Here is a 24,647-nt window from a genome sequence, read left to right as displayed (position 1 = left end):
AATTGGTCAAGCAATAGCTATTTAAGTTTGCTTTCCTGTTATATTACGCAAGGGATATAGGCTGCAAACTTTGAATTTATAACCATTACGGCTATTATTTTTATGCATCCTCCAGGGCATTTTTTTTTTAATCGTCGGATTCTGGAGGATCTACATCATATTCAAAACTAGGCAAATCAGATTTTTCTAAAATATCAGAGTCCCAACTACGTTGTCCAATATCTAAATCACCTCTATCATGATAAATTGAAATATCATATTCATTACTTTCAGGTTGACTTGGATTACTTTCGGGTTGACTTGGAATTTGCTCATCCCAATTGTCTTTTTCAATTTTGTCAGTCATTTTTAGAAATTTTTTGAGATTCGTTAAGATTTATATTAAAATTCTTTTTTAAATACACTTTCATTTTATAATTGGCTTTTACTTTCATCTTTGGATTAATATCAAATACTATCTCATCAGTGAAATTCAATATTTTATCTATCTCTTGTTTAAAATCAAAAAAGCTTTCTGCTGCAATATCTTCATCCAATTTGTTTCGATGAATTTTAAAATAAAACTTCTCATAACTATTAATTAGTCCTTGTAGCAATAAACTTTTTTGACTGAATTCTTTTGAATATTTTGAATATTGAAAATATGGTTTGAGTAAATTAATAACTTGTGATGTTGCAATAATCAGGCCCCATAACCATGTGAATCTGTCCCAAATTGCCCAAGCCGCAATACTGCCAGATGACGCAAGGGTTAAAAATATATTTACGTTTCTATCATACTTATAATACTTCTCGGAAAGAAGTGATAGAGTGTAGTAATGGAACTTTATATCTAATAATGTATTAAAAATCTGCTTTTTGAATATTGCTTTCATTTTGGTAGAGATTTTTTTTGCATTGTTACCGCCTGCACTTTATTTATTTAGTCTATATAAAATATCTATAATCATATTCTATTTTTTCTTTATTCTCTATCAGTTTACCAATTCTTGCTATATCATTGGAAGAAGAAATAGTCGCTGGTAATTGTGAATACATATTTAATGAATTCCAATTCATCTTGGTTAATCCTAATATTTCATTCGCAATTTGTTCTAAACTACCAGTACCATGATGCTTAATTATTTTTAAAGGTTTTGGAATATACCTACCTCCTGGATAGAAATTATAATGCGGATTTTTAACTGATGGTACAACACCATGCGCCCAAAGTAGAGCCTCACTAGCATTTAATTGTATACAAGTCCCTCTTGAAACAGAGAATCCATCAATTTCTGTTTCTCCATTTCTTATTTTACTTGAAACATATTTTATGTCATCTTCAAAGTTAATTTCAACTAAGTCGACCGATTCAATATTTGTATTATCATATAAACTATCAAGGATGCCTTTTTTTTCATCTTCCGTAAAAAAAGTTCTTTTATGAATCACAACTCTCTTTGGTATTTCGTTCATTGACTCGTAAAACAGGTTAATCACATTTTTACCAAATTCGTAAGCATCATCATAGCTCAGGTGAGGCTTTTTATGTCTCCATTGTATTTTCTCATTACTAATCTTTGATAATTTATACTTTAAACCTTCGCCAGAAGAACTATATATATGACTACAACCTAAAATAATATGACCTTTATCTTCTTTCTTTGAATCAATGCTGTAACCTATTCCAGCAAAAGCTGTTGTTTTATCTGCATTGCTTAATATCCATGGTGTTCTTAAAGATTTAACGAAATAAGATAATGATAACCACCAGTTTATTTGACAGCTCTGTTTTAAATCTCTAATAGTTTTTTCTCTTATAAATTGAGAGGTGACTCTTTTTTCTACACAAAAAGCCTTAATATAATCATGTAAGTCATATGATTCATCATCGTCATGGTAACTAGTGAAGTTTTCCCATCTTTCTGGAATATAAATAACCAATACTTTTTGATTACCTGTAGCACTTAGCTTGGTTATTTTATCACAAATATTTCGTTTTATTTCATGAATATTCTCTTTAAAAATATTGCTCTGAGGTTCCGAAATTGTTTCCCAATCATTAGCTGTAGGTTCTGGAATATTTAGGCTTAAGCCATAGGTATTATAAAAACCCTTGAAATCTATAATATAATCCTCCTTATCGCTGTATTTTGGAATCTCTTGATTTTGTTTAGATAAAAATTCAAAAACAATTTTTGAATCTTGTTCTGGTGAAATTACACCCAATTTGATAGTCGTATCTAGGAATGTATTCAGGTTGGTCTCGAAAGGTTTGTTTTCTATTAATCCACGCATAGGATGAGTATCCGTAGAGTGATTATTCCCATGCTTTGTCGAAAATAACAATGAAGACTCTTTAAACTGAACACCACAAAGCTTTATAAATTTGTCTGGAACATTATGAGTGTTTGTGTACTTATTATTTAGGTCACAGATATTTGTGAATATGGGAGCTTTACTGATTATAAAGCTAAATCCACTTCCCGAATTTTCAGGAAAATCATATTTGTCTTTTGTGAACAGAGCTTTTCTCCAACTTTCAACATATTCATTGAACTTGCTATTCCAAATCTTATGGTAAAATGATACTCCTACTTGCTGAATTATATCTTTTGAAATGTCGTCCTTTCCAAGTGTGAAACTAGGATTAAGAGTGAGATAAAACTCACCATTTACCTTCTCTAATGCGAGTCTTATAGAATTATATACCTTTTGATTTGCGATTTGTTGATATAGGTCTGACCATATTTTATCCCTAAAATTTGTCTTTAAACCTTTAGGCAATGCTAAAATTTTACAGATTGCTGTCAACATTAGCGAGTTTATCCCTGAATGATAAATTCGGGTGTCAGTTAATGGCTTTCTAACAATATCACCTAAAATAACTGACTTAAAAGCTTCTTTTACAACTGACAAAGTTCCAAAAGCCCATACTTTACCTTCGTGTGGGATTGCAGTTATATCACTTCTTTTAAGTGCAATATCATTAACAATATCCCATGGTTTTCCATCCAGAATAGCATCAAACACAAAAACTTCGTCAGGAAATTTTAAAGGGAAGCAGTTACTTTTAAGTACTTTGTTAATTCGTGGGGGCTTTAAATCAAATGGAGTAAATGCCTCATTACTATTATTTACTTGCTGTATTGAGGAGAGCTCTTTTTTTAAATCACTATGCCCTTCAACAACTAACTTAGTAATATTTAACATCGTGGTATCAAAGCCATCAGTAGGAACATAAAAAGCTTGTCTGTTATTTTTACTGGCATGTCCTATTAAATCTGACACCTCTTGACTATAATCATTATGGTAACCACACCAGAACAACATACCACCACCTTTTTGGGAATAGGCATCGGTTAAAGCTTTCATTAATGAAGAATCACGACCACTATAACCAAGTACAATCAAATGTTTGTCACTTAGATAATCAATCAGTTTTTGTCTAAATGTTTCATCTTGTTCTTGAAGTTCTTCATCTGTGTTCTTTAAGTCTCCATATTTAAAATCTCCATGGAGCTTTATAATTGGTAATTCTGTTCTATTTTGAGTTCTTTGATTTATTCTACTAACTGTGTCTAGTGCTATTTCTATTCCTTGCACACCACCAAATACGCATGAATTAATAACTAAATCATCTAAATTTGTAGTCCAAACGGAATCCAATATGCCTTGCTTAGCTAGTAAAGGAATTGTTCTATATCCAATAGCAGGTTTTACATTGGAACAGATTTTTTGAAAATATTGACTTCTATTTTTATCTATTGGGAAACACTTTTTTGCATAAAACGAATACTCTTCTTTACAACCATTCTCTACGTAATTTCCTTGGTTATCCAACCACGTCTGTATAGTTTTCTGAACTTTCGGATTTCTAAAGTTATTAATCCAGTCATTTGCTGAAGAATTATTGCTTTTATAAATTGTTCCTTTCCAATCCCAAATGCAATCATTTGCTGATGGAACCCCTGAGCTAATTGATGTTCCAGCTCCTAATAAAAGAGCATAAGTGTCATCCTTACTTATTACGACAGACCTCAGAAATTCATCAAATTGTAATTGGTTCATATAGTTTTATTTTTCTAGCTTCAATGTTTATACAGCTCGTTTTTTGTATTGGCATAACAAGTGGATAAGACGCTATGCGTCTTATATCACTTATCTGTAGCTTTATTAAACTATTGTTGTTCTTGTTATTATCGGTTAAAATATCGTCTACTGGACTCTTAATTTTTTGCAAAAACAAATGCGCGTTTTTCTATGAATTCGCACACTAAATCTACAAAACAAGAATCCGGAAACAAAACATTCCCCACAATATTTTACAGCGTAGTATAGACTAACAAATAAAGGATAATGCAACCTTATTTATGCAGGTACTATTAGTTTGTATGATGGCAACAAAAAGCCCGTTTCGAAGGTTCAAAACGGGCTTTGTATTTTATTTAGAGTTTAATTAATTATGAAATGTCAGGACGCTACCAAATCCTGACTGGTATGCAGCCAAAAACTTTTCACTTTCATTTTTAAATAGTTCGATTCGTACTCCACGCATTTCATAGGATCTGATTTTCTATACAAATCCTGGCCTATTTCCATAATATCCTGCATGGTTGCCCACAAATGATTCAAACAACGGAATACTTCTTCTTTCAGCAAACCTCTTGAGTTAAGCAAACGATTGAGTTCTATTCTATTTAATTTGAGCACCTGAAAAAGAGTCAAAATTTTTTCAATAATCGTTTGGGTGACCTCGGCATTTTCGCGGGGAATATTCGCTTCCAACTGCACTATGAATTTTGGAATCACTGTGAGAATGGCTTTCAAATCCTTCTTTTCAACGATTTCTACAATCTTATCAAATTCGTTTATCCGGGATACCGGGAAGTTATCCTGAACCTCAAGTATCATGTTGTTCAGAGATTCGATCCGTTTATAAATTCCAGAACGAAGGTTTTGAATCTGTACTCCCTCGGGACCACAATTCACATATTCTTTTGCCCGTTGAATTTGTTCACTTACACGGGCTTTAAAAGTCTCATCGAATATCGGATACATTCTGTTGAAATCTGCCATATCCCGGGTGTAACTATCCAGCAAGAATTTTGCCGCCACCGGCATTTCATCAAAACTAAAAGGAAAATCTATTGTTTCCATACCACCATTTTTGTTAGTTATGCATACATTTTTACACTCTCTTTCTTTGCTGCTATTCTATCTCACCACTTACAGAATCTTTTATAAAACAGCATCGAAAATTAAAGAAATAATCTTTCTGCAATTCATAACATAATTACACGAAATTCGATCATTTCCGACTCATAAAATACAAAAAATCAGCACGATCGGAAAAATATAAAAAATGATATACAACATGTTTTTTGAATCGCATAGGAAAAGGTCTTGATTTTAATGGGAAAAGCTATCTGTTTTTTTTAGCATCAATCAATCTTTTAGTAGTTTTGTATAGACCCAATAAAAATAAGATGACAAAAAAAATACTATTATTCGCCTTTATCCTTTTGCCGCTGCTAAACTTTGCACAGCAAATTAACAGAACCGATGAGCTGGGGAACAAACAAGGTGTATGGGAAAAATCACACACCAATGGCAGGCTTAAATATTCCGGAACTTTTAAAGACAATTTCCCGATTGGAGAAATGAAACGTTATCACGAAAACGGCAATTTAAAAGCTGAATTATTTTTCACCAGTGAAGGACAAAAAGCGAAAGCTATTCTTTACAATGAATCTGCAGGATTAATTGCAAAAGGAAATTTCATACAATCGAAAAAAGACAGCATTTGGGTGTATTTCGATAAGAATAAAAACATCCGCGCCAGCGAAACATTTAATAAGGGAATAAAAAATGGTGAAAGTGTGTACTACTTTAAAAACGGAAAACCTGCCGAAACCCTTAACTTCCTAAATGGCAAACGTCATGGAATCTGGAAACGCTTTTTTGAAAACGGACAAACCTATTTGGAAGCGAATTACAGCTCCGGAAATTTAGATGGAACAACTCAATCGTACTTCCCAAATGGAGTGATCGAATTTAGCGGCACCTACAAAAACAACAGACGTGACGGGAAATGGGATTTTTATTCTGAAAAAGGCGAACTTCTTTTCAATATAGAATACAAAAACGGCATTGCCGGCAATCAGGATGAACTGGATAGTATCCAACAGAAAAAATTAGAGGAAATGGAGAAACAAAAGGATCATTTAATCGATCCTGAAAAATTTGTTGATGATCCGGATTCCTATCTTCGCTCGCAAATGAGATAAACACCTGCATATTTACCATTCTCCGAAACACAACTTCATTAATTATAAGTAGATGAGCCAAAAAGGAATCAGTCTTTTTCAGCTGAATCAGCAAATAAAAAATATACTTTCCGATACATTTACTTCGGGCGTTTGGATTGTGGCTGAAATTAGTGAACTGCGTTACAATCAAAACGGACATTGTTATCTGGAACTGGTTGAAAAAGATAAAAACAGCGATCAGATTATTGCAAAAGCAAAAGCTACCATTTGGTCCTACACCTTTCGGATGCTGAAACCTTACTTCGAAACAACAACAGGTCAGTCTTTTTCGTCAGGAATAAAAGTATTGGTAAATGTAAGTGTTGAGTTTCAGGAAATTTATGGTTTCTCCTTAAATATCAAAGACATTGACCCCACCTACACTTTGGGTGACATGGCCCGACGGAGAAAAGAAATTATTGCACGGCTGGATGAAGAAGGTGTGTTGGAAATGAATAAGGAACTGGCTTTTCCTGAAATTCCAAAATGCATTGCCATCATCTCCTCGCCTACGGCTGCAGGCTACGACGACTTCACAAATCAGCTCGATAACAACTCATTCGGCTACAAATTCCACTACAAATTGTTTCCGGCTGTTATGCAGGGAAATAATGCCGAAGAATCGATAATTGCTGCTCTCGATAAAATAAATGAATACGAAGATGTATTTGATGTTGCCGTTATTATTCGTGGTGGTGGCTCGCAGGCAGATTTAAATTGTTTTGACAGCTATTGGCTGGCTTTTAATATTGCTCAATTTCCATTGCCGGTAATTTCGGGTATCGGACACGAAAGAGATGAAACGATTGTTGATTTGGTGGCTCATACCAAAGTAAAAACACCAACTGCTGCTGCCGAATTCTTAATTGATTGTTTCGACGAATGCAGAGAATATCAGAATGGTTTACGCGAGCAATTTTTAGAAGAGGTGAATGAAGTTCTTTTATCCTCATCGGAAAAACTGGTGCACTTAACCAACAAATTCTCGCCCATGGTGAGTCAGATACTGGAACGGAAATCGAATCAGCTGAGTGCAGCCAAACAGAGACTAAAAACTGCAGGCACGCATTTGCTGGGCAATCAATTTCATTATCAGCAAAGACTGAATTCACAATTTCAGTATTCTACAGAACGAAGAATTGAAAATCAAAAAACGCTTATCAATCAGTTGCAAATAAAACTTAAAACCAAGATTAAGAGACAGATTGAGCAGCAGAAACACCATCTGTCATTATTCGGGCAATCGGTAAAATATCTTAATCCTGATCATATTCTGAAAAAAGGATATACCTTAAGTTTGAAAGAAGGAAAAATAATAAAGGATATTGATCAGCTATCACCCCAAGACATTATTGAAACCCGGTTTGCCAACGGAAGCGTTGAAAGTCAGGTTCAAAAAATCAACCGAAAAACTAAAACGACTAAATTAAATACAAATGGCTAAAAAAAAGACAAGCTACCGCGATGCAATTACCGAAATTGAAGAAACCATTGCTTCCATCGAGAATGACGAGCTGGATGTGGATGATTTATCGGATAAAGTAAAACGGGTTTCGGAGCTTCTTGTAATCTGCAAAGAGAAGCTTCACAATACCGAAAAAGAAGTTGAGAAAATTTTAAATGAGATGGATGAATAAATTACTGCTTGTTTTCATTGTTTCCTTATTGGGAATTTCTTGTGAAGCTCAGAAACCCAGGCCTAACAAATTACAGACTTACGTGAATGAGTTTGTATCGGACAGCTGTTTTTATTCGGCCGGAATAGGAATTGTTGTCTCGGATGTGAAAACAAGTAAAAATTTAGCAATGAACCAAGCTCATTTGGCCTTGGTTCCCGCATCAACACAAAAATTAATTACCACGGCTGCTGCCCTGGAAATTTTAGGAAGCAATTATCAGTTTACAACGCAAGTTGAAACCGACGGAGAACTTCTTAAAAATGGAACTCTTGTTGGAAATCTGATTGTGAAAGGTTTTGGAGATCCAACACTGGGGTCGAAATATTTTGAGAACGAAAAACCGATTGAGCAACAGATTGCAGAGAAAATTAAGGCACTTGGCATCCTGAAAATCCAAGGAAAAATACTGGCTGACGACTCTTATATTGAAGCCAAAATTCCAGCAACATGGATCTGGGAAGATATCGGAAATTACTACGGTGCAATTCCCAACGGACTTAGCTTTCATGATAATATGTACAGCCTGTTTTTTTCATCGGGAAAAGCCGGCACTGCAACACAATTGACAAAAACAGAACCGCAAAACACAGGATTGGTTTTTGATAATCAGGTAATCAGCTCGGCTGTAAACCGCGACCTGGCCTATATTTTTGGTGGAAATACCAGTAATCAGCGAAGGATTGAAGGAAGCATTCCACAAAACAGAGCCCAATTTGAAGTGAAAGGAGCCCTTTTGCAGCCAAAAAACAGCTTAATCGAATCTCTGAATCAATCGTTTCTGCAAGTAGGAATCTCAATAGAAAACAAGGTTCTTCCTGCTAAAGAAAGAAGTTTGCTTCTTAATTTGAATTCTCCGGAGCTGAAAGACATTGTAAGCCTTACCAATCAAAAAAGCATCAACCTTTTTGCCGATCATCTGCTTTTCGAGATTGGAGCAAAAGAATCAGGAAAGGCAAGCTGGGAAAATGGAATTGAAGCTGTTAAAAATTTCTGGAATCAAAAAGGTCTTCCCACAAAATACATATCACTGTTCGATGGCAGCGGACTCTCCCACTTCAACGCTGTTTCTGCAGACTTTTTCGATCAGATTTTAAGAATCATGTATCAGAGCAGGTATTCAAATGAGTTTAGCTCTTCATTGCCTGTTGCCGGGATATCAGGCACTTTAAAATCGTTCGGCCGGAATAGTGATCTGCAAGGGAACTGGAAGGCTAAAACCGGCTCGATGACCGGCGTAAGAACTTATTGCGGCTATCTGGCAACAAAATCAGGAAAAGAATATGCAGTAACAATTTTAATTAATAATTATTCCTGCTCATCATCTGCTGTAAATATTAAACTTTTAACTCTTTTAAATCAGCTTTATAATTCATAACTTCAGATTGCATCTGTTTACTGATCTAATTTGATGTTTATGAGAATTTTAAAGAAGTACCTACCCATTGTATCCCTTGTTCTGGTTTTCTGCTTTAAAGGTTTTTCCGCTAATCAGAAAGATATTTTAGTCTTAAATTCCTACCACAATGGATTAAGCTGGACCGACTCCATCGTATCAAGTATCAAGCGGGAGCTTTCAACGGAATCATCCTATTCTGTTTACATAGAGGATATGGATACAAAAAGATTTTTCCCGCAAAACTATTTGAATTTGCTTGCCAAATTTTATCAGGAAAAATATAAGAATAGGAAATTCGACTTAATTATATCTACAGACAACAATGCTTATGATTTCTTATTAGAATATAAGAATCAGATTTTTGGCTCTGTACCTGTATTGTTTTGCGGTTTGAACTCAACTATTGACGTTCCGAAAGGATACAGCGGAGTTTTCGAAAATATGGATTTTTGTTCTACCATTCATCTCATTAAAGAAAATCACCCAAAGTTTTCAGAACTTGTTATCGTCAGCGACAAAACCACCACAGGAAAAGCCATGGTACAATTTGTTGAAGATGATATCAAAAACATGGAAGAATTGATTCCTTACAGAATCATTCAACCGGATTATATGCCGAATCTTCAAAAAGAGCTCTCCTCGCTGGATAAAAATTCGATTGTTTTATATCTGCTTTACAATAGAGATTCTGAAGGGAAGTATTATACTTACGAAGATAGTTTTAGAGAAGTAATACCTTATTGCAAGGTACCAATTTACTGTGTTTGGGATTTTTACATGGGTCACGGGGCTGTAGGAGGAACATTAATTACGGGTAGAAATCAAGGAAAACAAGTTACCGAAATGGCAAAAAGAGTCCTATCAGGTACTAGTATAGATGATATTCCTTCCCAAAAGGCAAAATACGAGAATTGTTTTGACTACAAACAACTAACTCAATTCAATATTGACAGATCGAAACTCCCTAAAGATTCCCGTATTATAAATGAACCATACAGTTTTGTCCGCGAAAACAAAGAAATTGTTATTCTAACCCTAACAGTATTGATTCTTCTTACAATTATTATCATTGTGATGACCATTAATATGCATTTACGAAAGGTTCGTGCTCAAAAAGAAAAAGCTCATTTGCTGGAAATAAAAGCCAATCACGAAGAACTAAAAATTGCTAAGGAAGCAGCCGAGGAATCAAGTAGATTGAAATCGGCATTTTTGGCCAATATGTCGCACGAAATCCGAACTCCAATGAATGCCATTTTAGGTTTTACCGATCTATTGGCCGGTGATGGTGTAGAAAAAGAAAAACGTACCCGCTTTATCTCAATTATTCAAAGAAACACAAAACACCTGCTTCGCTTAATCAGTGACATACTGGACATCTCGAAAATTGAGACCAATCAATTAAAAATTGTGAAAAACAAATGTGTTCTGGATAATCTATTCGTAAATCTGAATGAAATTTACGAAGCTATACTGGACTTGCATGATAATAAAAATCTTTCCATTATAACTACTGTTCCTGATGATAAAAGCATCACTGAATTCAATACTGACACAATGCGTTTGGTTCAGATTTTCAATAATTTAATCGAAAATTCAATAAAATTTACCAACATAGGAACAATTGAAATTGGATATGATATTAAAGGAGACTTCCTCCGGTTTTTTGTGAAAGACACAGGAATCGGAATATCTGAAGACAAACAAAAAATTATTTTCGACCGTTTCCGTCAGGCTGATTTAAATGCTGATACAAGGAAATATGGAGGTACCGGATTGGGATTGGCAATCAGTAAAAGTCTGGTTGAGCTTTTAGGAGGCGAAATTTGGTTTATCTCGAAACCAAATGAGGGAACCACCTTCTATTTTACCATTCCGTTTTAAAAATAAAGGCGGACATTTCTGTCCGCCTTCTGTATTCAATTCAATTCCTTATTTAAAAGAAATAGTACAAGCCTACCGAAATTCTTGTATTTCCTACCCAATGGGTATTCTCAACTTCTGCTTTCTCAGTAACATCACCGTAAGCTGCTGCTGTATATTCTACTTCCAATTCCATCTTCAAATTCTCGAAACGTTTCGCAACCCGTGGCGCAATACGATACAATTCTCCAATATCTTTTCCCCGGCTATAAATCATACCTGGAATAACCTTATCATCAGCACCCATATTTTTTGAATAACCGGCATGTAAGGCCAACTCAAAATTATTTTTAATGTAAGAAACATCAGTCCATGTACCTAAAACCTTTATACCTGTATAACTGGCTTCATTAGTCATTGGATTTAAACTTTTCGCTGCATATCCACCTAACATTAACACATCAGTTAAGTTGGTGCCGTAAGTAGTTTGAGTCTTAAAAGTAATTGGTTTTAAATTCAATTTATAAGATGCAACCACAGCCCACGACGAAAGTGTTTCATCATTCTTCCATTTGGTTAAGTTACCATCTTCTAATGATCCGGTTGTACTTGTTAAAGATGGTTTGATGTTTTTAAACTCTCCACTTAGTCCAAACACATGCTTTCCTGCATAGTAATGAACCAGTCCCTGAAGAATAGGCAATCCTGAATTTCTTAAATATTTGTTACTCGCTCCGTCGGGTCCGGTACTTGTATAATCACGCTCCGATGCAATAGCTGCCAACAATTTCCAATGCTCTGTTTTGTACGTTAAACGCAGCTGAGGATTACGCGCAAAAGCTTTGAACGGCAATCCGGCATTGGCACCAACTGTAGTTGGAAAGATTTCAGCATCAAATAATGGTGACCATGTTTGTCCTATTAACAAAGAAGTCTTGCCCCAATCCAAATTCACAAAAGCGTGACGCAAACGCAACCCGTTCACATCCGATTCTGCATTGCCGATAAACTCTGCTTCCAATAAACCGTTGGTCTTCGCTCCTAAAATTTCAGGACCTGCAATTTTTGCATTTACACGCGACTGAATAACAGCCATATTATAAACGCCACCTTTGTTCATGTCCTTTCCGGCAGCATCCAAATCTTCATCTTGTGGGTAAAGTAATATGAATCCCTCCCGGGCACTAACTGTTTGACGAGTATCATAAGTAAATAAAGAGTGTACATAACCTCCGAATTTCACCTTAATTTCGTCTTTCTTCTCTTGAGCATTAAGCTTAGGGATGCCAACACAGAAAAGTGCTAAAAGTAGTAGGTAGTTAATTTTTTTCATAGATTGTATTAGTTTTTTGCGTCGCAAAGATATACAGGAATATTCGTTTATAAGAATATTATAAAACAGCTTTTCATTTGCAATAGATCGTTAGATTTTAGATGTGAGATATTAGATCGTTTTGCAGTGTGCTTATTTTCAGATCTTTATACTGAAACACATATTAAGCAAATCATCCTGACAATCAAATACTTACAAAAACCTAACAAAGCATTTTAAAAGAATTTCAGAAAAAATAAAGAATTATCTATCATGCAGATATCTCAATATTCCTGATAAACGATTAACGGACCGCCTTCAAATTCAATTCGGAAACTGTCCCCCATCGATTCATTTAGGGTTCCCTGATTCATCAGTTCCAGTTTTTGCTCTGTTAATGCATATCGTAAGTTGGCTGTAGAAATTAAAGTCTCCGAATTGGGAGAAAATATTGAAACTTGCTGACGAGTGTAACTGTCGAAATTTTTTGAACGAAGAAGCGGTGTAAAACAACCATAATTGGTAAGCATTCTCACACGAATTTTTTTTGCGTATTGCGGCAGTAAAAACACATTTCCAATCATATGATCGTCACGCTGTCCGGTTGCTCCCACAATAATAACCTGAGAAAATTTATTTTCCAGACACCAGTTAATGGCTTTGGTTAAATCATTACTGTCCTGATTGGCAAAATGGTGAATGATATCGCGGTATTTCCATTTCATTTCCGGATTTAAAGAATCCAGGTCGCCTACAATTGCGAAAGGCTCAATTCCAGCTTCATCCAATTTATTGATTGCACCATCGCAGCAAACAATATATTTTGAGGATTTTAATTCGTTTAAAGGAATTTTGTGTGTAGGGAATGAGCCATTAGCCAGAATTACCGCTTTCTTTTGCATGCTTACTTAATCTAAATCTTTCAGAATTTGAATTTTACCAAACACAAAAGTAATTATTCGCGGGAAATTGCTTCAGTATAAAGCATATCTTTTTTCCATTGAATATATCCTACCACTGCCAAAACAGTATAAAAAAAGAAAAGAACAGAAGTTGGATACAGTCCTTTATAGATATACAGCCCCAAAGAAACCGCATTTACAATTACCCAAACCAGCCATTGCTCTAAAATTTTCCTTGCCAGCATCCATGTAGCAACAATACTCAAGGCTGTTGTAAAAGCATCCCAATATGGAATAGAAGCATCAGTATGAGCCACCAGTATATATGAGATAACAGCATAGATTAGCATGCTGGCTCCAAAAAGAATCAAAAACAATCCTTTGGATAATTTGGTCACCGGAATTTCTTTCTGACCAGCTCCTTTCGACCAAACAATCCAACCGTAAATACTAATAAAAACATAGTAGAATTGAAGAGACATGTCGGCATACAACTTGGCAATAAAAAACACATAAATGTACATCACCGAGGTTAAAAGCCCAACCGGCCACAACCATTTATTCTGTTTGATTTCTAAAAAAAGAAAGATTAAACCGGCAATGGTTCCAATTATTTCAATGGTATTATCAACAATCCAATTCATGCTGTTAGAATATATTTTGCAGGGACACAACCTACTGTGTCCCTGCAAATTTATTTAAAATCTTACTGTTACGCCAGCAAGAAAGTTAATTCCTGCTTGTGGAAAATACCCATCCATCGCAAAACGTTCACCGCTTGAAATGTATGAATAAACCCATGCATTCGATTCGTACTCTGCATCAAATACATTATTAACCGAAACATTGAATTTTATACTCTCAGCAAATTCAGGCTTAAATTCATATGAAAAGTTCATATTAGATACCGTGTAAGCATCCAGACTCCTATTATTATTTGATGAATTATCGATGTATTGCTTACCTACATATTGGTCAATAAGCTGAACACCAAAACCTGATTTGTTATAAGAAAAAATTGAATTAGCAATTACATTAGGAGAAAAAGCGATATTGGTTTTTCCTAAGTAGAACAATGAATTTCCACCTTCATCCCAATTCTCAACACCTTCGGTAAAATTTTTAATCTTATTTTCACTTAAAGATAAATTACCTTTCCATAAAAATGATTTTGTGATATTCGTTGCTACACTTAATTCTATACCTCTACGATACGATCTGTCAACATTCATCATTAAAGCTGAACCTACATCATTTACTCCACCAGTTAAAACCAGCTGATCTTTATAATTCATATAGAACAGGTTAGTTTCAAGAAGGAAATTAGCCTTTGTAATTTTATAAGTTAATTCATAATCATACAAACGTTCGCTTGTTGGAACTTTTCCTTCTTCAATATCGATATAATTACTTCGATTAGGTTCACGGTTAGCTATAGAAAACGAAGCGAATAAACGGTGATTCTCATTAAACTCATAATTGAAGCCTACTTTAGGATTAAAAAATAAAAAATCATGTTTCTGAGTAATATCTCTCAAATCCGAATCAATCCCTTTAATTTTATAATCGATACCTCTCAATTGCATATCGGCATATAAACTCAACGAATTATCTACGGCAACATTTGCTTTCAGATAAGCATTATATTCTTCTTTAGTACCATTATTGTCGTAGTACTTATCACCTAAAAATGCATCACCAGCATTTTTCATCCATCGGATTTCACCAAAATGATCACCATCGTACTTGTTCCAGCCACCACCAGCAACAAAATTAAGTCCCTCCATTTTCTTCGAAAAAGAAAATACTGTACCGTAAAAATCATTATCCAACCATTTACGACGAATAACATCAGTTTTTTCGATGGTTTCAGTTCCAATAACAATAGGAGCCAAACCATAATCTTTCAGCTTGTCATTTTTCTTAAACTGCTCATAATAACCTTCACCTTGTGTATAATGAAAAGCCATATTGAACTTGGTATTATCCGAAAACAAGTGTGTTAAATATAAACGATAATGCTTCTGCCAATAATTATCGGTTTCATTTTTATAGGTATACTGATTATAAGTTCGTGAATCAGAAGCCATCATATGATCAACCACTTCCTGGCTAACTAACCAGTGATCAGCATAACGTTGCATTCCAGTTTCATCATTTTCCAAACGAACTTTAGGTACACCATTCCAAGCCTGATAAGTTTTTTCTTTCCCTACAATAACATTAGCCTTTACACTTGTTCTATCGCCAAAATAGCCTGCTGAGAAATAAGCCGATTGAAGATTAGAACTTGCTCTATCAATATACCCATCAGAAGTGATTTTTGATAGACGCATATCAAAAGCAAAACCTTTTTTAAGTCCTGTTCCTAACTTAACTGTATTTTTGAATGTATTGAATGACCCAGCCGAACTTGAAATTTCAGCATAAGGCTGAGCATTCACATTCTGTGTCTGCATGTTAATACTCGCACCAAAAGCACCAGCTCCATTGGTAGAAGTACCAACTCCACGCTGTATTTGAATATCATCTAAAGATGAAGTAAAGTCAGGCATATTTACCCAATAAACACCATGAGATTCAGAATCATTCAAAGGAATACCATCTACCGTTACATTGATACGATTGGCATCTGAACCTCGAATACGAAAACCGGTATAACCTACACCCGATCCGGCATCTGATGTAGTTACAAATGAAGGCGTAATCGATAAAAGCATAGGAATATCCTGTCCTAAATTTCTCTTTGATAACTCTTCGTTACTCACATTAGTCACTACAACGGGTGTTTTTGAATCCGCACGGGTAGCAGCAACAAGAACCTCATCGGCCATAATGGCAGATGCTTCCAAATTAAAGTCAATTTCTTCTGACTTACTCAGCTTCACTTCTTTTTGAGCACTTTCATAACCCAAAAATGAAACCACAAAACTGTAGTTTCCTTCTTTTAAATTCTGAAACCTGTATGTACCATTCGAACTGGCAACGGTTCCTAAATAAGTTCCTTTTACTGCGATTGTGGCACCCGGAAGTGCTTTTCCTGCTTTATCGGTAACTTTACCGGTTAAGGTAAGTTGAGAGAATCCAATAAAACATACAAATTGCAATAAAATTAACACTGCTGCTCTGCGTAAAACACAGTTCATCTTTCTTGTAAACATTGTTTATAAGTTAAAACGTTAATAATATATTGCAATGAGGTTGTAATAAGATCAGGTTGGCGAAAAGTTAATTCGCAATTTTCCCTACGCCGGCATTATCCGGATCAGGTTTAAAGGGTATGATCTCAGCCTGTTATTTAAGGCACCCCACTGTGATTTTGCCACAAAGGTAATCGGAAATAGTTCAAAAACAAAAGAGCCGGCTAAATGCCGGCTCTTCCTAAAACCTAAACTTTCTTTTTTTCAACCCTATTTAATTGATTCAGGTGCATTAACACCCAAAACATCCTTTATAGCTTTTACAAATGTTTCTTTTGGTAAAGCTCCCTGTGCCATTGTTGGCTTTCCCTTAGCAGGAATAAATAAAAAACTTGGTATGCTTTTAATTCCAAATGCCCCTGAAACCATTGGTGATTTATCGGTGTCAACTTTGTAAATCTGAATGTCCTGTCCATATTCCTTTTGAAGCTCTTCAAGCACAGGCGCAACACGTTTACACGGACCACACCATGTTGCATAAAAATCAACGATTACAGGTTTATCCCCTTTAAAATTCCATTCTTTACTATTTGTAAAATCAAATACCTTTTCCTTAAAACTATTATCATCCAAGTGAATGACTTCATTTGCTGTCTGAGAAAATGCACTTAAGTTTATCATTGCTACAAACAATGCAAAAAATATTTTTTTCATCTTTGTTTCTTTACAGAGGTAACCCAACAAAAGAACAACCCCTCGTTCAACTTCTTTTTTTATTATTACTCTCTTACAAAAATGATACTTTTTTCAGAACCATCATTATTATCCAGGAGCTTTAATAAAATTTTAAGCTGCAAACATTATTAACCTACACCAAGAACCTCGGAAAATGCCTGCTTAAATGATTCTTTTGACATAGCACCCTGTGACATCTGTGGCTGCCCGTCTGTAGGAATGAACAACAAAGACGGAATGCTCTGAATTCCAAACATTGATGCCAACTCACGTTCTTTTTCAGTGTCAATCTTGTAAATATCCAGATTATCACCATACTCTTCCTGTAATTCCTCTAAAATAGGAGCAACAGCTTTACATGGCCCACACCAATCTGCATAAAAATCAACCAAACAAGGTCGGTTGCCTTCAAATTTCCAATCTTTATTTTGTTCGAAATTGAATACTTTCGCTTTAAATGTTTCTACTGTCAAATGTTCTACCATAACCTTCAATATTAAAATAATACAATCATTCTACATGTATAAATATACATATTTATATCTTACAATTCGTATGCCAAATTCAAAATTTGCTTGTTTTTATAGATTCCATCTAAATAATTGTAATTTTGTCAGCGCAATGAATCAGGGATTTATGAATTTAGGCTCCTGAAGCACATGATTTAGAGTAAACTGTTTGAAAAAAAGTAAAGTGAAAGAACATTTAAAACACCCTATATTTTCAATTATTTCCAAAATTGTAACCCGTGAAAATCTCGAGAGTTATGTAATTGGAGGTTTTGTAAGAGATTTATTTTTACACCGGGAATCAAAAGATATTGATATTGTAGTTATTGGAAGTGGTATTGAACTTGCCCAGAAAGCAGCAAAAGAAGCCGGAGTATCAAAAGTTTCCATTTTCAAGAACTATGGAACGGCAATGCTAAAGTACAAAGATCTGGAAATTGAATTTGTTGGTGCCAGAAAAGAATCTTACAATCGGGATTCCAGAAACCCTATTGTTGAAGACGGTACGCTCGAAGACGATCAAAAAAGAAGGGACTTCACAATTAATGCTTTGGCTCTTAGCCTGCATCAGGATAATTTTGGAGAGTTGCTCGATCCATTTAATGGAATTAATGATTTAAATAATAAAATCATTAAAACACCAATGGAACCAATAATAACATTCTCTGATGATCCTTTGCGAATGATGAGGGCAATACGTTTTGCGACTCAACTTAACTTCACAATATCGAAGGAAACTCTTGAAGCTATTCGTACCAATAAAGATCGAATTAATATCATCACAAAAGAAAGAATTATCGAGGAATTAAATAAGATAATTCTTTCAGATAAACCTTCTATCGGATTTAAGCTGCTGGATGAAACGGGCTTGTTAAAATTAATATTTCCCGAATTTGTTAGACTAAAAGGTCGGGAAACCAGAAAAGGAATCAGTCATAAAGACAATTTCTACCATACACTTGAGGTTCTTGATCAATTAACTCCAAAATCAAATAATCTTTGGCTGCGATGGTCGGCTTTGCTGCACGATATTGCCAAACCGAATACCAAGAGATTTGTGGATGGAATTGGATGGACGTTTCATGCTCATAATTTTATTGGTGAGAAAATGGTGCCTGGTATTTTTAAGAAAATGAAATTGCCCTTGAACGAGAAAATGAAATTTGTTCAGAAAATGGTACTTCTTCATATGCGTCCCATCGTATTGGCACAAGAGGTGGTTACCGATTCAGCAATCCGAAGATTGCTGTTTGATGCCGGCGATGATGTAGATGAACTAATGAAATTATGCGAAGCCGATATCACTTCTAAAAATGAAGAAAAAGTGAAAAAGTTTCTCGATAATTTTCAATTGGTACGAAGGAAACTAAAAGAGGTGGAGGAAAAGGATTCTGTTCGTAACTTTCAGCCACCAATTGACGGACAGGAAATTATTGATATTTTTAATTTATCGCCATGCAGAATAATTGGCGATATTAAAATGGCTATAAAGGAGGCTATTCTTGATGGAGTAATTCCCAATGAACATGATGCAGCCTATCAGTTTATGCTGAAAAAAGGAAAAGAACTGGGACTTGAACCCATAAAGAAAAGCAACAAAAAAGAACCTTTGGATTAGTCCGAAGGTTTTTTTTAACTTACAACCTTTGCATGCTAAACAGCATCATAAAATATAATAATAATATCTATTTTTGCGGCCTGAAAAAAAGAAGAAAGCACCCCACTAATAAAGTATTCAGGAATGGCATATGTTGACAATACAATGATAATCAGAAGAGATCTTCTGGCAAGAATGGCAGATCTTTTTAATGAAGGGAAATTAATGGAAGGACTTGATAGAATTCCTCTTGAAATGGCCCCGCGCAGAAGCCCTAAATCTGATCGTTGCTGTATTTTTAAGGAACGTGTAATCATTAAAGAAAAATTGATTCCGCTTTTAGGTTTCGATTTGGATGAATACACAGACGAACTTAAAACTCTGGCTTCGTATGCTGAAGAAGCACTTGAAAGAAAAAATCCAATCAACAAAATATTGACAGTTGTTGATGAGGCGTGTACTTCTTGTGTAAAGAATAGTTACATCGTAACCAATCTTTGCAAAGGTTGTGTTGCACATCCGTGTATGATGAACTGTCCTAAGGAATCCATCAGCTGGAATGCAAACGGTCAGGCTCAAATCAATCCCAAAACCTGTATTAATTGTGGTATTTGCATGAGTGTTTGCCCTTATCATTCCATTATATACATGCCTGTACCTTGCGAAAATGCTTGTCCTGTTGGCGCTATCACCAAAGATGAGTATGGTATTGAACGGATCGATGAAGATAAATGCATTGATTGCGGCAAATGTATTACGGCTTGTCCTTTTGGTTCAATCATGGAGAATTCTCAGATAATCGATGTGATGAAATCCATAAAAGAGGAAGAGCAAGAAACCGTTGCCATAGTTGCTCCTGCTGTTCTTGGACAATTCCACTCTAAAATAGAGAATGTATTGGGTGCTATCAAGAAATTGGGTTTTACAGATGTGATAGAAGTTGCTAAAGGTGCAAATGTAACTACTGAAAATGAGGCCGACGAATTACTGGAACGTCTGGCAGCAAAAGCCCCTTTTATGACAACTTCCTGCTGTCCTGCTTATGTTTCTGCTGTAGACAAGCATATACCCGAAATGAAAAAATATATTTCGCATACCAAGAGTCCGATGTATTATGCCGCAGAGATTGCCCGAGCAAATTATCCAAAGGCAAAGATTGTATTCATTGGGCCATGTATTGCCAAACGCCGGGAAGGAATGAATGATCCAAACGTAGATTACGTAATGACATTTGAAGAATTATCGGCTCTTTTTAAAGGTTGGAAAGTTGAGATGGAAATGGAAAATTCAATAAATCTTGACAAAAGTATTTTAAATCACGGAAGAGCTTACGCTGCAAGTGGTGGTGTGGCACAATCGGTACTTGAACTTAAGCCTTACGTTAACATTAAACCTGTAATTGTAAATGGTCTTGACAAAAAGAAGATTAATATGCTGAAAGCATTTGCTAAAACAGGCAAAACAAGCGGTAATTTTATAGAGGTAATGGCTTGTGAAGGTGGTTGTATTTCCGGTCCAAGTTCGAATTTCGATCCGAAAACGGGCAGTAAATTATATGAAAAAAATCTTGCAGATATTATTTCTGCAGAATAAATAAATTATTAAAATGGCTGCCAACATCTATTGACAGCCATTTTTATTTCCTCCACAAGTCAAGAATAATAGGAAGATGGTCGCTAAAACCATCATTAAATTTATATCCTACAAAACTCCTGAAAGGTTTTTCTCCAAAATAAGTATTATCAGTTTCCAATAAGAATTCGGGTTTAAAAAGACTCATATTATCTGGATCGCAATACAAAAAACCAGACTTATTAAGCAAAGCTCCTGATACAATAAATTGATCGAGCATTCCCCATTTCCCTTGATATTTATGACTCCCTATTCCTGTTTTGTTTAAAAATAAATAAGCCAAATTGTATAATCTATTATCGCAAATTTCTTTCTCCGGAGATAAAGCATTCAGCTCTGTTTGTAAAGATCTGTTATCCGGATAATCATTAAAATCGCCCATTATTATAATCAAGGCATTGCCGTTATGATTAACAATCTCAGATACTTTCCCTTTCAGCAAATGTGATGCTGATATTCTTCTATTCTCGGACTCCAGCTGGCCTCCCCAACGCGAAGGCCAGTGATTTACAAAGATATGCAAAGTATCATCTGTATTTGTTTTTCCCTTTACATAAAGAATTTCCCGGGTAGTTGAGATTGAATCTCCCTCATAAATCAATTTAAGAAATGTCGTATCGATGGGATGAAATGTTTCAGGCTGATAAATTAATGCCACATCTATCCCTCTCCTGTCCGGCGATTCGCGATGAATAATTTGATATCCTGCTTTGTTCAGATATCCAATTTTAAACAAACCATCTAAAACAAATCGGTTCTCAACCTCGCAGAGTCCAATTAAATCGGGAAATTCCCAGCCACCCGCCGCTAAAATTACCTTAGCCACTTTTTGTGATTTTTTCTGATATTTTTCCCATGTCCAATTTCGCTCTCCCCTTGGAAGAAATTCATCATCCAGCGTAAGGCTGTCATCAAAACAATCAAAAAAATTCTCCACATTGTAAAACATCAACCTAAAATCACCTCGTATGCCTTCCTCCGATCCATCGATGACAGATTGTGCCAAACTAATTCTCGCACACAAGAACAGGCAAATGATTAGGATTAGAGAAAACTTCATATTATTTAATTTCTGAAAATTCATAACATCCCATATCCGGGGCAACATCATTATCTCTGCGATTGCCTGTCAAATCAAAAAAATAGGTCGATATAAATTCAATACTCCCCTTATTTTTGGCTGGTGATTGCTCACTCAAGCTAAAATCAAGCTCTTCGGAATTAAGAAAATCAGGATCTTCATTAAACAAACATTCAGTGAATGTTGAAGCATAATCAGTCTGGCCTGAATTGCTCAATTTTAAGAGAGAATTCTGAACAGAAACATGTTTGGGTGTTTCTAATTCCAACTCATCAGATCTATTTCCATACAGAATACTATTTCTGATTGTCAAGCCCTCTTCGCCAAGACCATTGTATGAGAGAATTGCCTTTGAACGAGCAGAAAAAAACCACGCATTATAAAAAGTTGAATGAGATATCAAACAGGAACCATACTCTTTTAACCGAACACACTCCTCACCACAATTACTGACCAGCATATCATGAGCAGCAATAATAGAATTTGATGCCAGTAATCCATTCCCCGTAAAATTCCGAATAATTCCATACTCAATCAAAATTGGATTGTTATTCAATATGGTTTTAGGAAAGCTTAATCCATTAATGCCGTTTTCGAGAATAAAATGACTGAGAAGATGAGTCGTACTTTCATCGTAAAAGTAGATTCCATCCCATTGACCGGGAACATTTTTGTACAATTCCTCTAATCGTGAACTTCCAAAATAAACAGGTTTTTGAAAACTTCCTTTTACCTCAAAATTACCCTTAACATGAAGTGCCGCATTCTTCTTGAAATAAACCATTGTTCCCTCATAAACTATCAGGTCAACACCTTCATCAATCCAAACAGGCTTCGTAACAAAATAAGGCCGATCTCCCGTCCAAATCGTATTTTTAGCAATATCACCATCAACTATATAAACATCCTGCGCAAAAGTCTCAAAAATCACTTCCTGCATCTGCCCGTTCAGCTCAAACTTCAATTGGTCTTCTAATAACCGGGGAGCATCCTCATCTTTTGCTTCAAGACCTACCTCAACAAAAATAAAAAGGCTGTCTTTGGCATCAAGTTTAATATCCATCAAATTGTTCGACTGAATTCCATTCACATTTAGTCGATATGGTGATTCTAAATTTTGAAGGTATAAGTGCGAGATATTAATTGCGTTAGATGAAGTATTCTTCACCTTTAACTGCTTGGTTGTTGAACCAAAGCCAGTGAATAATGTATCAAATGCAAGTGTATCCGCTGAAAATGTCAATCTAAAATTTGGATCGGTCGTAAAATTCTCATCTTGGTCGCAAGAAATAATGAGAAATGAGATGACAATAAAAAACAGAAGACGATAGAATTGCATGGTTTACTTGTTTAAATCGAACTTGAAGATATAAAAAATCCGGTATTTTATGTAAAAATACCAGATTCAAGTTCTTCTAAAATTTTTTAAAAGAAGATGTAACTTTTACTGTTTCTCTTGTATCGGGAAGTTTTTGTTTTACTGAAATTTCGATCAGCAGCTCTTCTTTCTCTCAATCTACTTTCCCTCTTCATTTTATTTGGAATGTCGAAATTGATTCCTAATGTAATCTCATGAGTTCCGTCACTGCTGTCAGCAATTAAATTGTTTGTGTAATAATCGTATGAATACCCAATGTAATATTGATTGTAATTTACCCCTACCATTCCCACAATCTGATCGTTTGTTCTGTAAGATGCAGCTATCCAAAAATGATTGATGAACAACTTTGCTGACAGATCGTAATAAATATCAGAATCCATTGTTTTACGAACAATAACCGAAGGTTCCAAATCGACAAGGTCTTTTAAATGAAATGTGTAACCTGCTGTTGCATAGAAATGACGCATCATGATATTATCATTGATATTGTTATCTCCCATTTTAACAGAAGATTCAAATAAATGAGCTGCTGATGCTCCTACAAAATAATCATCATTATACAAATAAACACCAAAGTTTGCATCCGGCACATAGGAAACTTCATCCGGCCCTGCTTTTGGATCATTAACCGGGATGTATCTTTTATCAAACTTAAACTGATAAAAAACACCTCCCAATCCGAATGAAAGCTTTGTTCCTGTTTGCCCTAGTTTACTTTTTGATAATTGCAAGTGGTAGGCATATGAAAACTCAATTCCTGTTCTAGCAACTTCTCCTGCTTTATCGTTAAAAAAATATCCCCCCAAGCCAACTCCCATTTGCTTATTCCGCCGTGATAATGGATTTCCTTTTACGTTACAAGTGGTACATTTATTACTCATATTTTTATTAAAACTCAATGCCTGTGTTTCAGGAGCACCTTCTACTCCCGACCATTGCTGACGTAAACTTAAGCGCAAAGGTGAATACATCCGGCTTCCTGCCATGGCAGGATTGAGTATAAATCCATTCTCCACATATTGACTATAAAGTGGCAATTGTTGAGCTTTTCCTTGAGTGAATGCAAATAGTAACACTCCTAGAATTATTGTTATTCTCATTAGAATCTAAGGGTCAGGTTTAATATTATC

Annotated in this window: 20 protein-coding genes and 1 riboswitch; of the genes, 7 read left to right on the top strand and 13 right to left on the bottom strand. The window is 35.2% G+C overall.

The window, feature by feature from the left end; translation table 11 throughout:
* Positions 1-127: 127 nt before the first annotated feature.
* The 4 genes from ACHZAX_RS03020 to ACHZAX_RS03005 form a co-directional block, all read right to left on the bottom strand.
* Positions 128-346, bottom strand: a complete 219-nt coding sequence (locus ACHZAX_RS03020) for a hypothetical protein (protein ID WP_320017972.1) — start codon at positions 344-346, stop codon at positions 128-130.
* The gene (locus ACHZAX_RS03015; RefSeq protein ID WP_320017971.1) at positions 339-875 is read right to left on the bottom strand and encodes a hypothetical protein; all 537 of its coding nucleotides are present in this window, start codon (positions 873-875) and stop codon (positions 339-341) included. Before ACHZAX_RS03015 ends, ACHZAX_RS03020 begins: the two co-directional genes overlap by 8 nt.
* A 52-nt stretch (positions 876-927) precedes the next feature.
* A complete protein-coding gene (locus tag ACHZAX_RS03010; protein ID WP_320017970.1) occupies positions 928-4,050 on the bottom strand; it encodes an SIR2 family protein in 3,123 nt (1,040 codons plus the stop codon).
* Positions 4,051-4,452: 402 nt separating this feature from the next.
* A complete protein-coding gene (locus ACHZAX_RS03005) occupies positions 4,453-5,139 on the bottom strand; it encodes a hypothetical protein (RefSeq protein ID WP_101311359.1) in 687 nt (228 codons plus the stop codon).
* Positions 5,140-5,468: 329 nt separating this feature from the next.
* On the opposite strand from ACHZAX_RS03005, the gene ACHZAX_RS03000 reads away from it, so the two are divergent.
* From ACHZAX_RS03000 to ACHZAX_RS02980, 5 genes are read left to right on the top strand one after another with little or no spacing between them, the layout of a single operon-like run.
* Positions 5,469-6,269: a toxin-antitoxin system YwqK family antitoxin gene (locus ACHZAX_RS03000; protein WP_320017969.1), complete on the top strand. Its 801-nt coding sequence runs from the start codon at positions 5,469-5,471 to the stop codon at positions 6,267-6,269.
* A gap of 52 nt (positions 6,270-6,321) precedes the next feature.
* Entirely contained in the window at positions 6,322-7,734 is a 1,413-nt protein-coding gene (gene xseA, locus ACHZAX_RS02995; protein ID WP_320017968.1) for an exodeoxyribonuclease VII large subunit, read from the top strand.
* Entirely contained in the window at positions 7,727-7,927 is a 201-nt protein-coding gene (gene xseB, locus ACHZAX_RS02990) for an exodeoxyribonuclease VII small subunit (RefSeq protein ID WP_101259469.1), read from the top strand. The genes xseA and xseB overlap by 8 nt, the downstream gene beginning before the upstream one ends.
* The gene (gene dacB, locus ACHZAX_RS02985; RefSeq protein WP_320017967.1) at positions 7,920-9,344 is read left to right on the top strand and encodes a D-alanyl-D-alanine carboxypeptidase/D-alanyl-D-alanine endopeptidase; all 1,425 of its coding nucleotides are present in this window, start codon (positions 7,920-7,922) and stop codon (positions 9,342-9,344) included. The genes xseB and dacB overlap by 8 nt, the downstream gene beginning before the upstream one ends.
* Positions 9,345-9,383: 39 nt before the next feature.
* Entirely contained in the window at positions 9,384-11,249 is a 1,866-nt protein-coding gene (locus ACHZAX_RS02980) for a sensor histidine kinase (RefSeq protein ID WP_320017966.1), read from the top strand.
* Between the two features lie 52 nt (positions 11,250-11,301).
* Here ACHZAX_RS02980 and ACHZAX_RS02975 read toward each other — a convergent pair whose 3' ends face one another.
* The 6 genes from ACHZAX_RS02975 to trxA (ACHZAX_RS02950) all read right to left on the bottom strand — a co-directional run bounded on the left by ACHZAX_RS02975 (position 11,302) and on the right by trxA (ACHZAX_RS02950) (position 17,802).
* Entirely contained in the window at positions 11,302-12,561 is a 1,260-nt protein-coding gene (locus ACHZAX_RS02975; RefSeq protein WP_320017965.1) for a hypothetical protein, read from the bottom strand.
* A gap of 263 nt (positions 12,562-12,824) precedes the next feature.
* Positions 12,825-13,442: a thiamine diphosphokinase gene (locus ACHZAX_RS02970; protein ID WP_320017964.1), complete on the bottom strand. Its 618-nt coding sequence runs from the start codon at positions 13,440-13,442 to the stop codon at positions 12,825-12,827.
* Between the two features lie 53 nt (positions 13,443-13,495).
* On the bottom strand, positions 13,496-14,086 hold the full coding sequence (gene pnuC, locus ACHZAX_RS02965) for a nicotinamide riboside transporter PnuC (protein ID WP_320017963.1): 591 nt from the start codon (positions 14,084-14,086) through the stop codon (positions 13,496-13,498).
* A 54-nt stretch (positions 14,087-14,140) separates the two neighbouring features.
* A complete protein-coding gene (locus ACHZAX_RS02960) occupies positions 14,141-16,603 on the bottom strand; it encodes a TonB-dependent receptor (protein WP_320017962.1) in 2,463 nt (820 codons plus the stop codon).
* A 63-nt stretch (positions 16,604-16,666) separates the two neighbouring features.
* Positions 16,667-16,763: riboswitch (TPP riboswitch) on the bottom strand.
* Positions 16,764-16,852: 89 nt separating this feature from the next.
* Positions 16,853-17,296: a thioredoxin gene (trxA, locus tag ACHZAX_RS02955; RefSeq protein ID WP_320017961.1), complete on the bottom strand. Its 444-nt coding sequence runs from the start codon at positions 17,294-17,296 to the stop codon at positions 16,853-16,855.
* Between the two features lie 149 nt (positions 17,297-17,445).
* On the bottom strand, positions 17,446-17,802 hold the full coding sequence (gene trxA / locus ACHZAX_RS02950; RefSeq protein WP_101311350.1) for a thioredoxin: 357 nt from the start codon (positions 17,800-17,802) through the stop codon (positions 17,446-17,448).
* A 193-nt stretch (positions 17,803-17,995) separates the two neighbouring features.
* Here trxA (ACHZAX_RS02950) and ACHZAX_RS02945 point away from each other — a divergent pair, with 193 nt between their 5' ends.
* Positions 17,996-19,444, top strand: coding sequence for a CCA tRNA nucleotidyltransferase (locus tag ACHZAX_RS02945; protein ID WP_320017960.1), 1,449 nt, complete (start codon positions 17,996-17,998; stop codon positions 19,442-19,444).
* A 123-nt stretch (positions 19,445-19,567) separates the two neighbouring features.
* Positions 19,568-21,016 (top strand): monomeric [FeFe] hydrogenase, encoded by a 1,449-nt coding sequence (locus ACHZAX_RS02940; RefSeq protein ID WP_101311348.1) that lies wholly within the window; start codon positions 19,568-19,570, stop codon positions 21,014-21,016.
* 43 nt (positions 21,017-21,059) lie between these two features.
* Here the strand turns inward: ACHZAX_RS02940 and ACHZAX_RS02935 are convergent, their stop codons facing one another.
* The 3 genes from ACHZAX_RS02935 to ACHZAX_RS02925 form a co-directional block, all read right to left on the bottom strand.
* The gene (locus tag ACHZAX_RS02935; RefSeq protein ID WP_320017959.1) at positions 21,060-22,115 is read right to left on the bottom strand and encodes an endonuclease/exonuclease/phosphatase family protein; all 1,056 of its coding nucleotides are present in this window, start codon (positions 22,113-22,115) and stop codon (positions 21,060-21,062) included.
* Position 22,116: 1 nt separating this feature from the next.
* Positions 22,117-23,475, bottom strand: a complete 1,359-nt coding sequence (locus tag ACHZAX_RS02930; protein ID WP_320017958.1) for a hypothetical protein — start codon at positions 23,473-23,475, stop codon at positions 22,117-22,119.
* An 86-nt stretch (positions 23,476-23,561) separates the two neighbouring features.
* Complete coding sequence (locus tag ACHZAX_RS02925) at positions 23,562-24,617, bottom strand: PorP/SprF family type IX secretion system membrane protein (protein WP_320017957.1); 1,056 nt, start codon at positions 24,615-24,617, stop codon at positions 23,562-23,564.
* Between the last annotated feature and the right edge of the window lie 30 nt (positions 24,618-24,647).

The sequence above is a fragment of the Labilibaculum manganireducens genome (assembly GCF_963665805.2).
Lineage (GTDB): Bacteria > Bacteroidota > Bacteroidia > Bacteroidales > Marinifilaceae > Labilibaculum > Labilibaculum manganireducens.
Note: the sequence above shows the minus strand (reverse complement) of the source record. Positions and strands in the feature narration are given on the sequence as shown.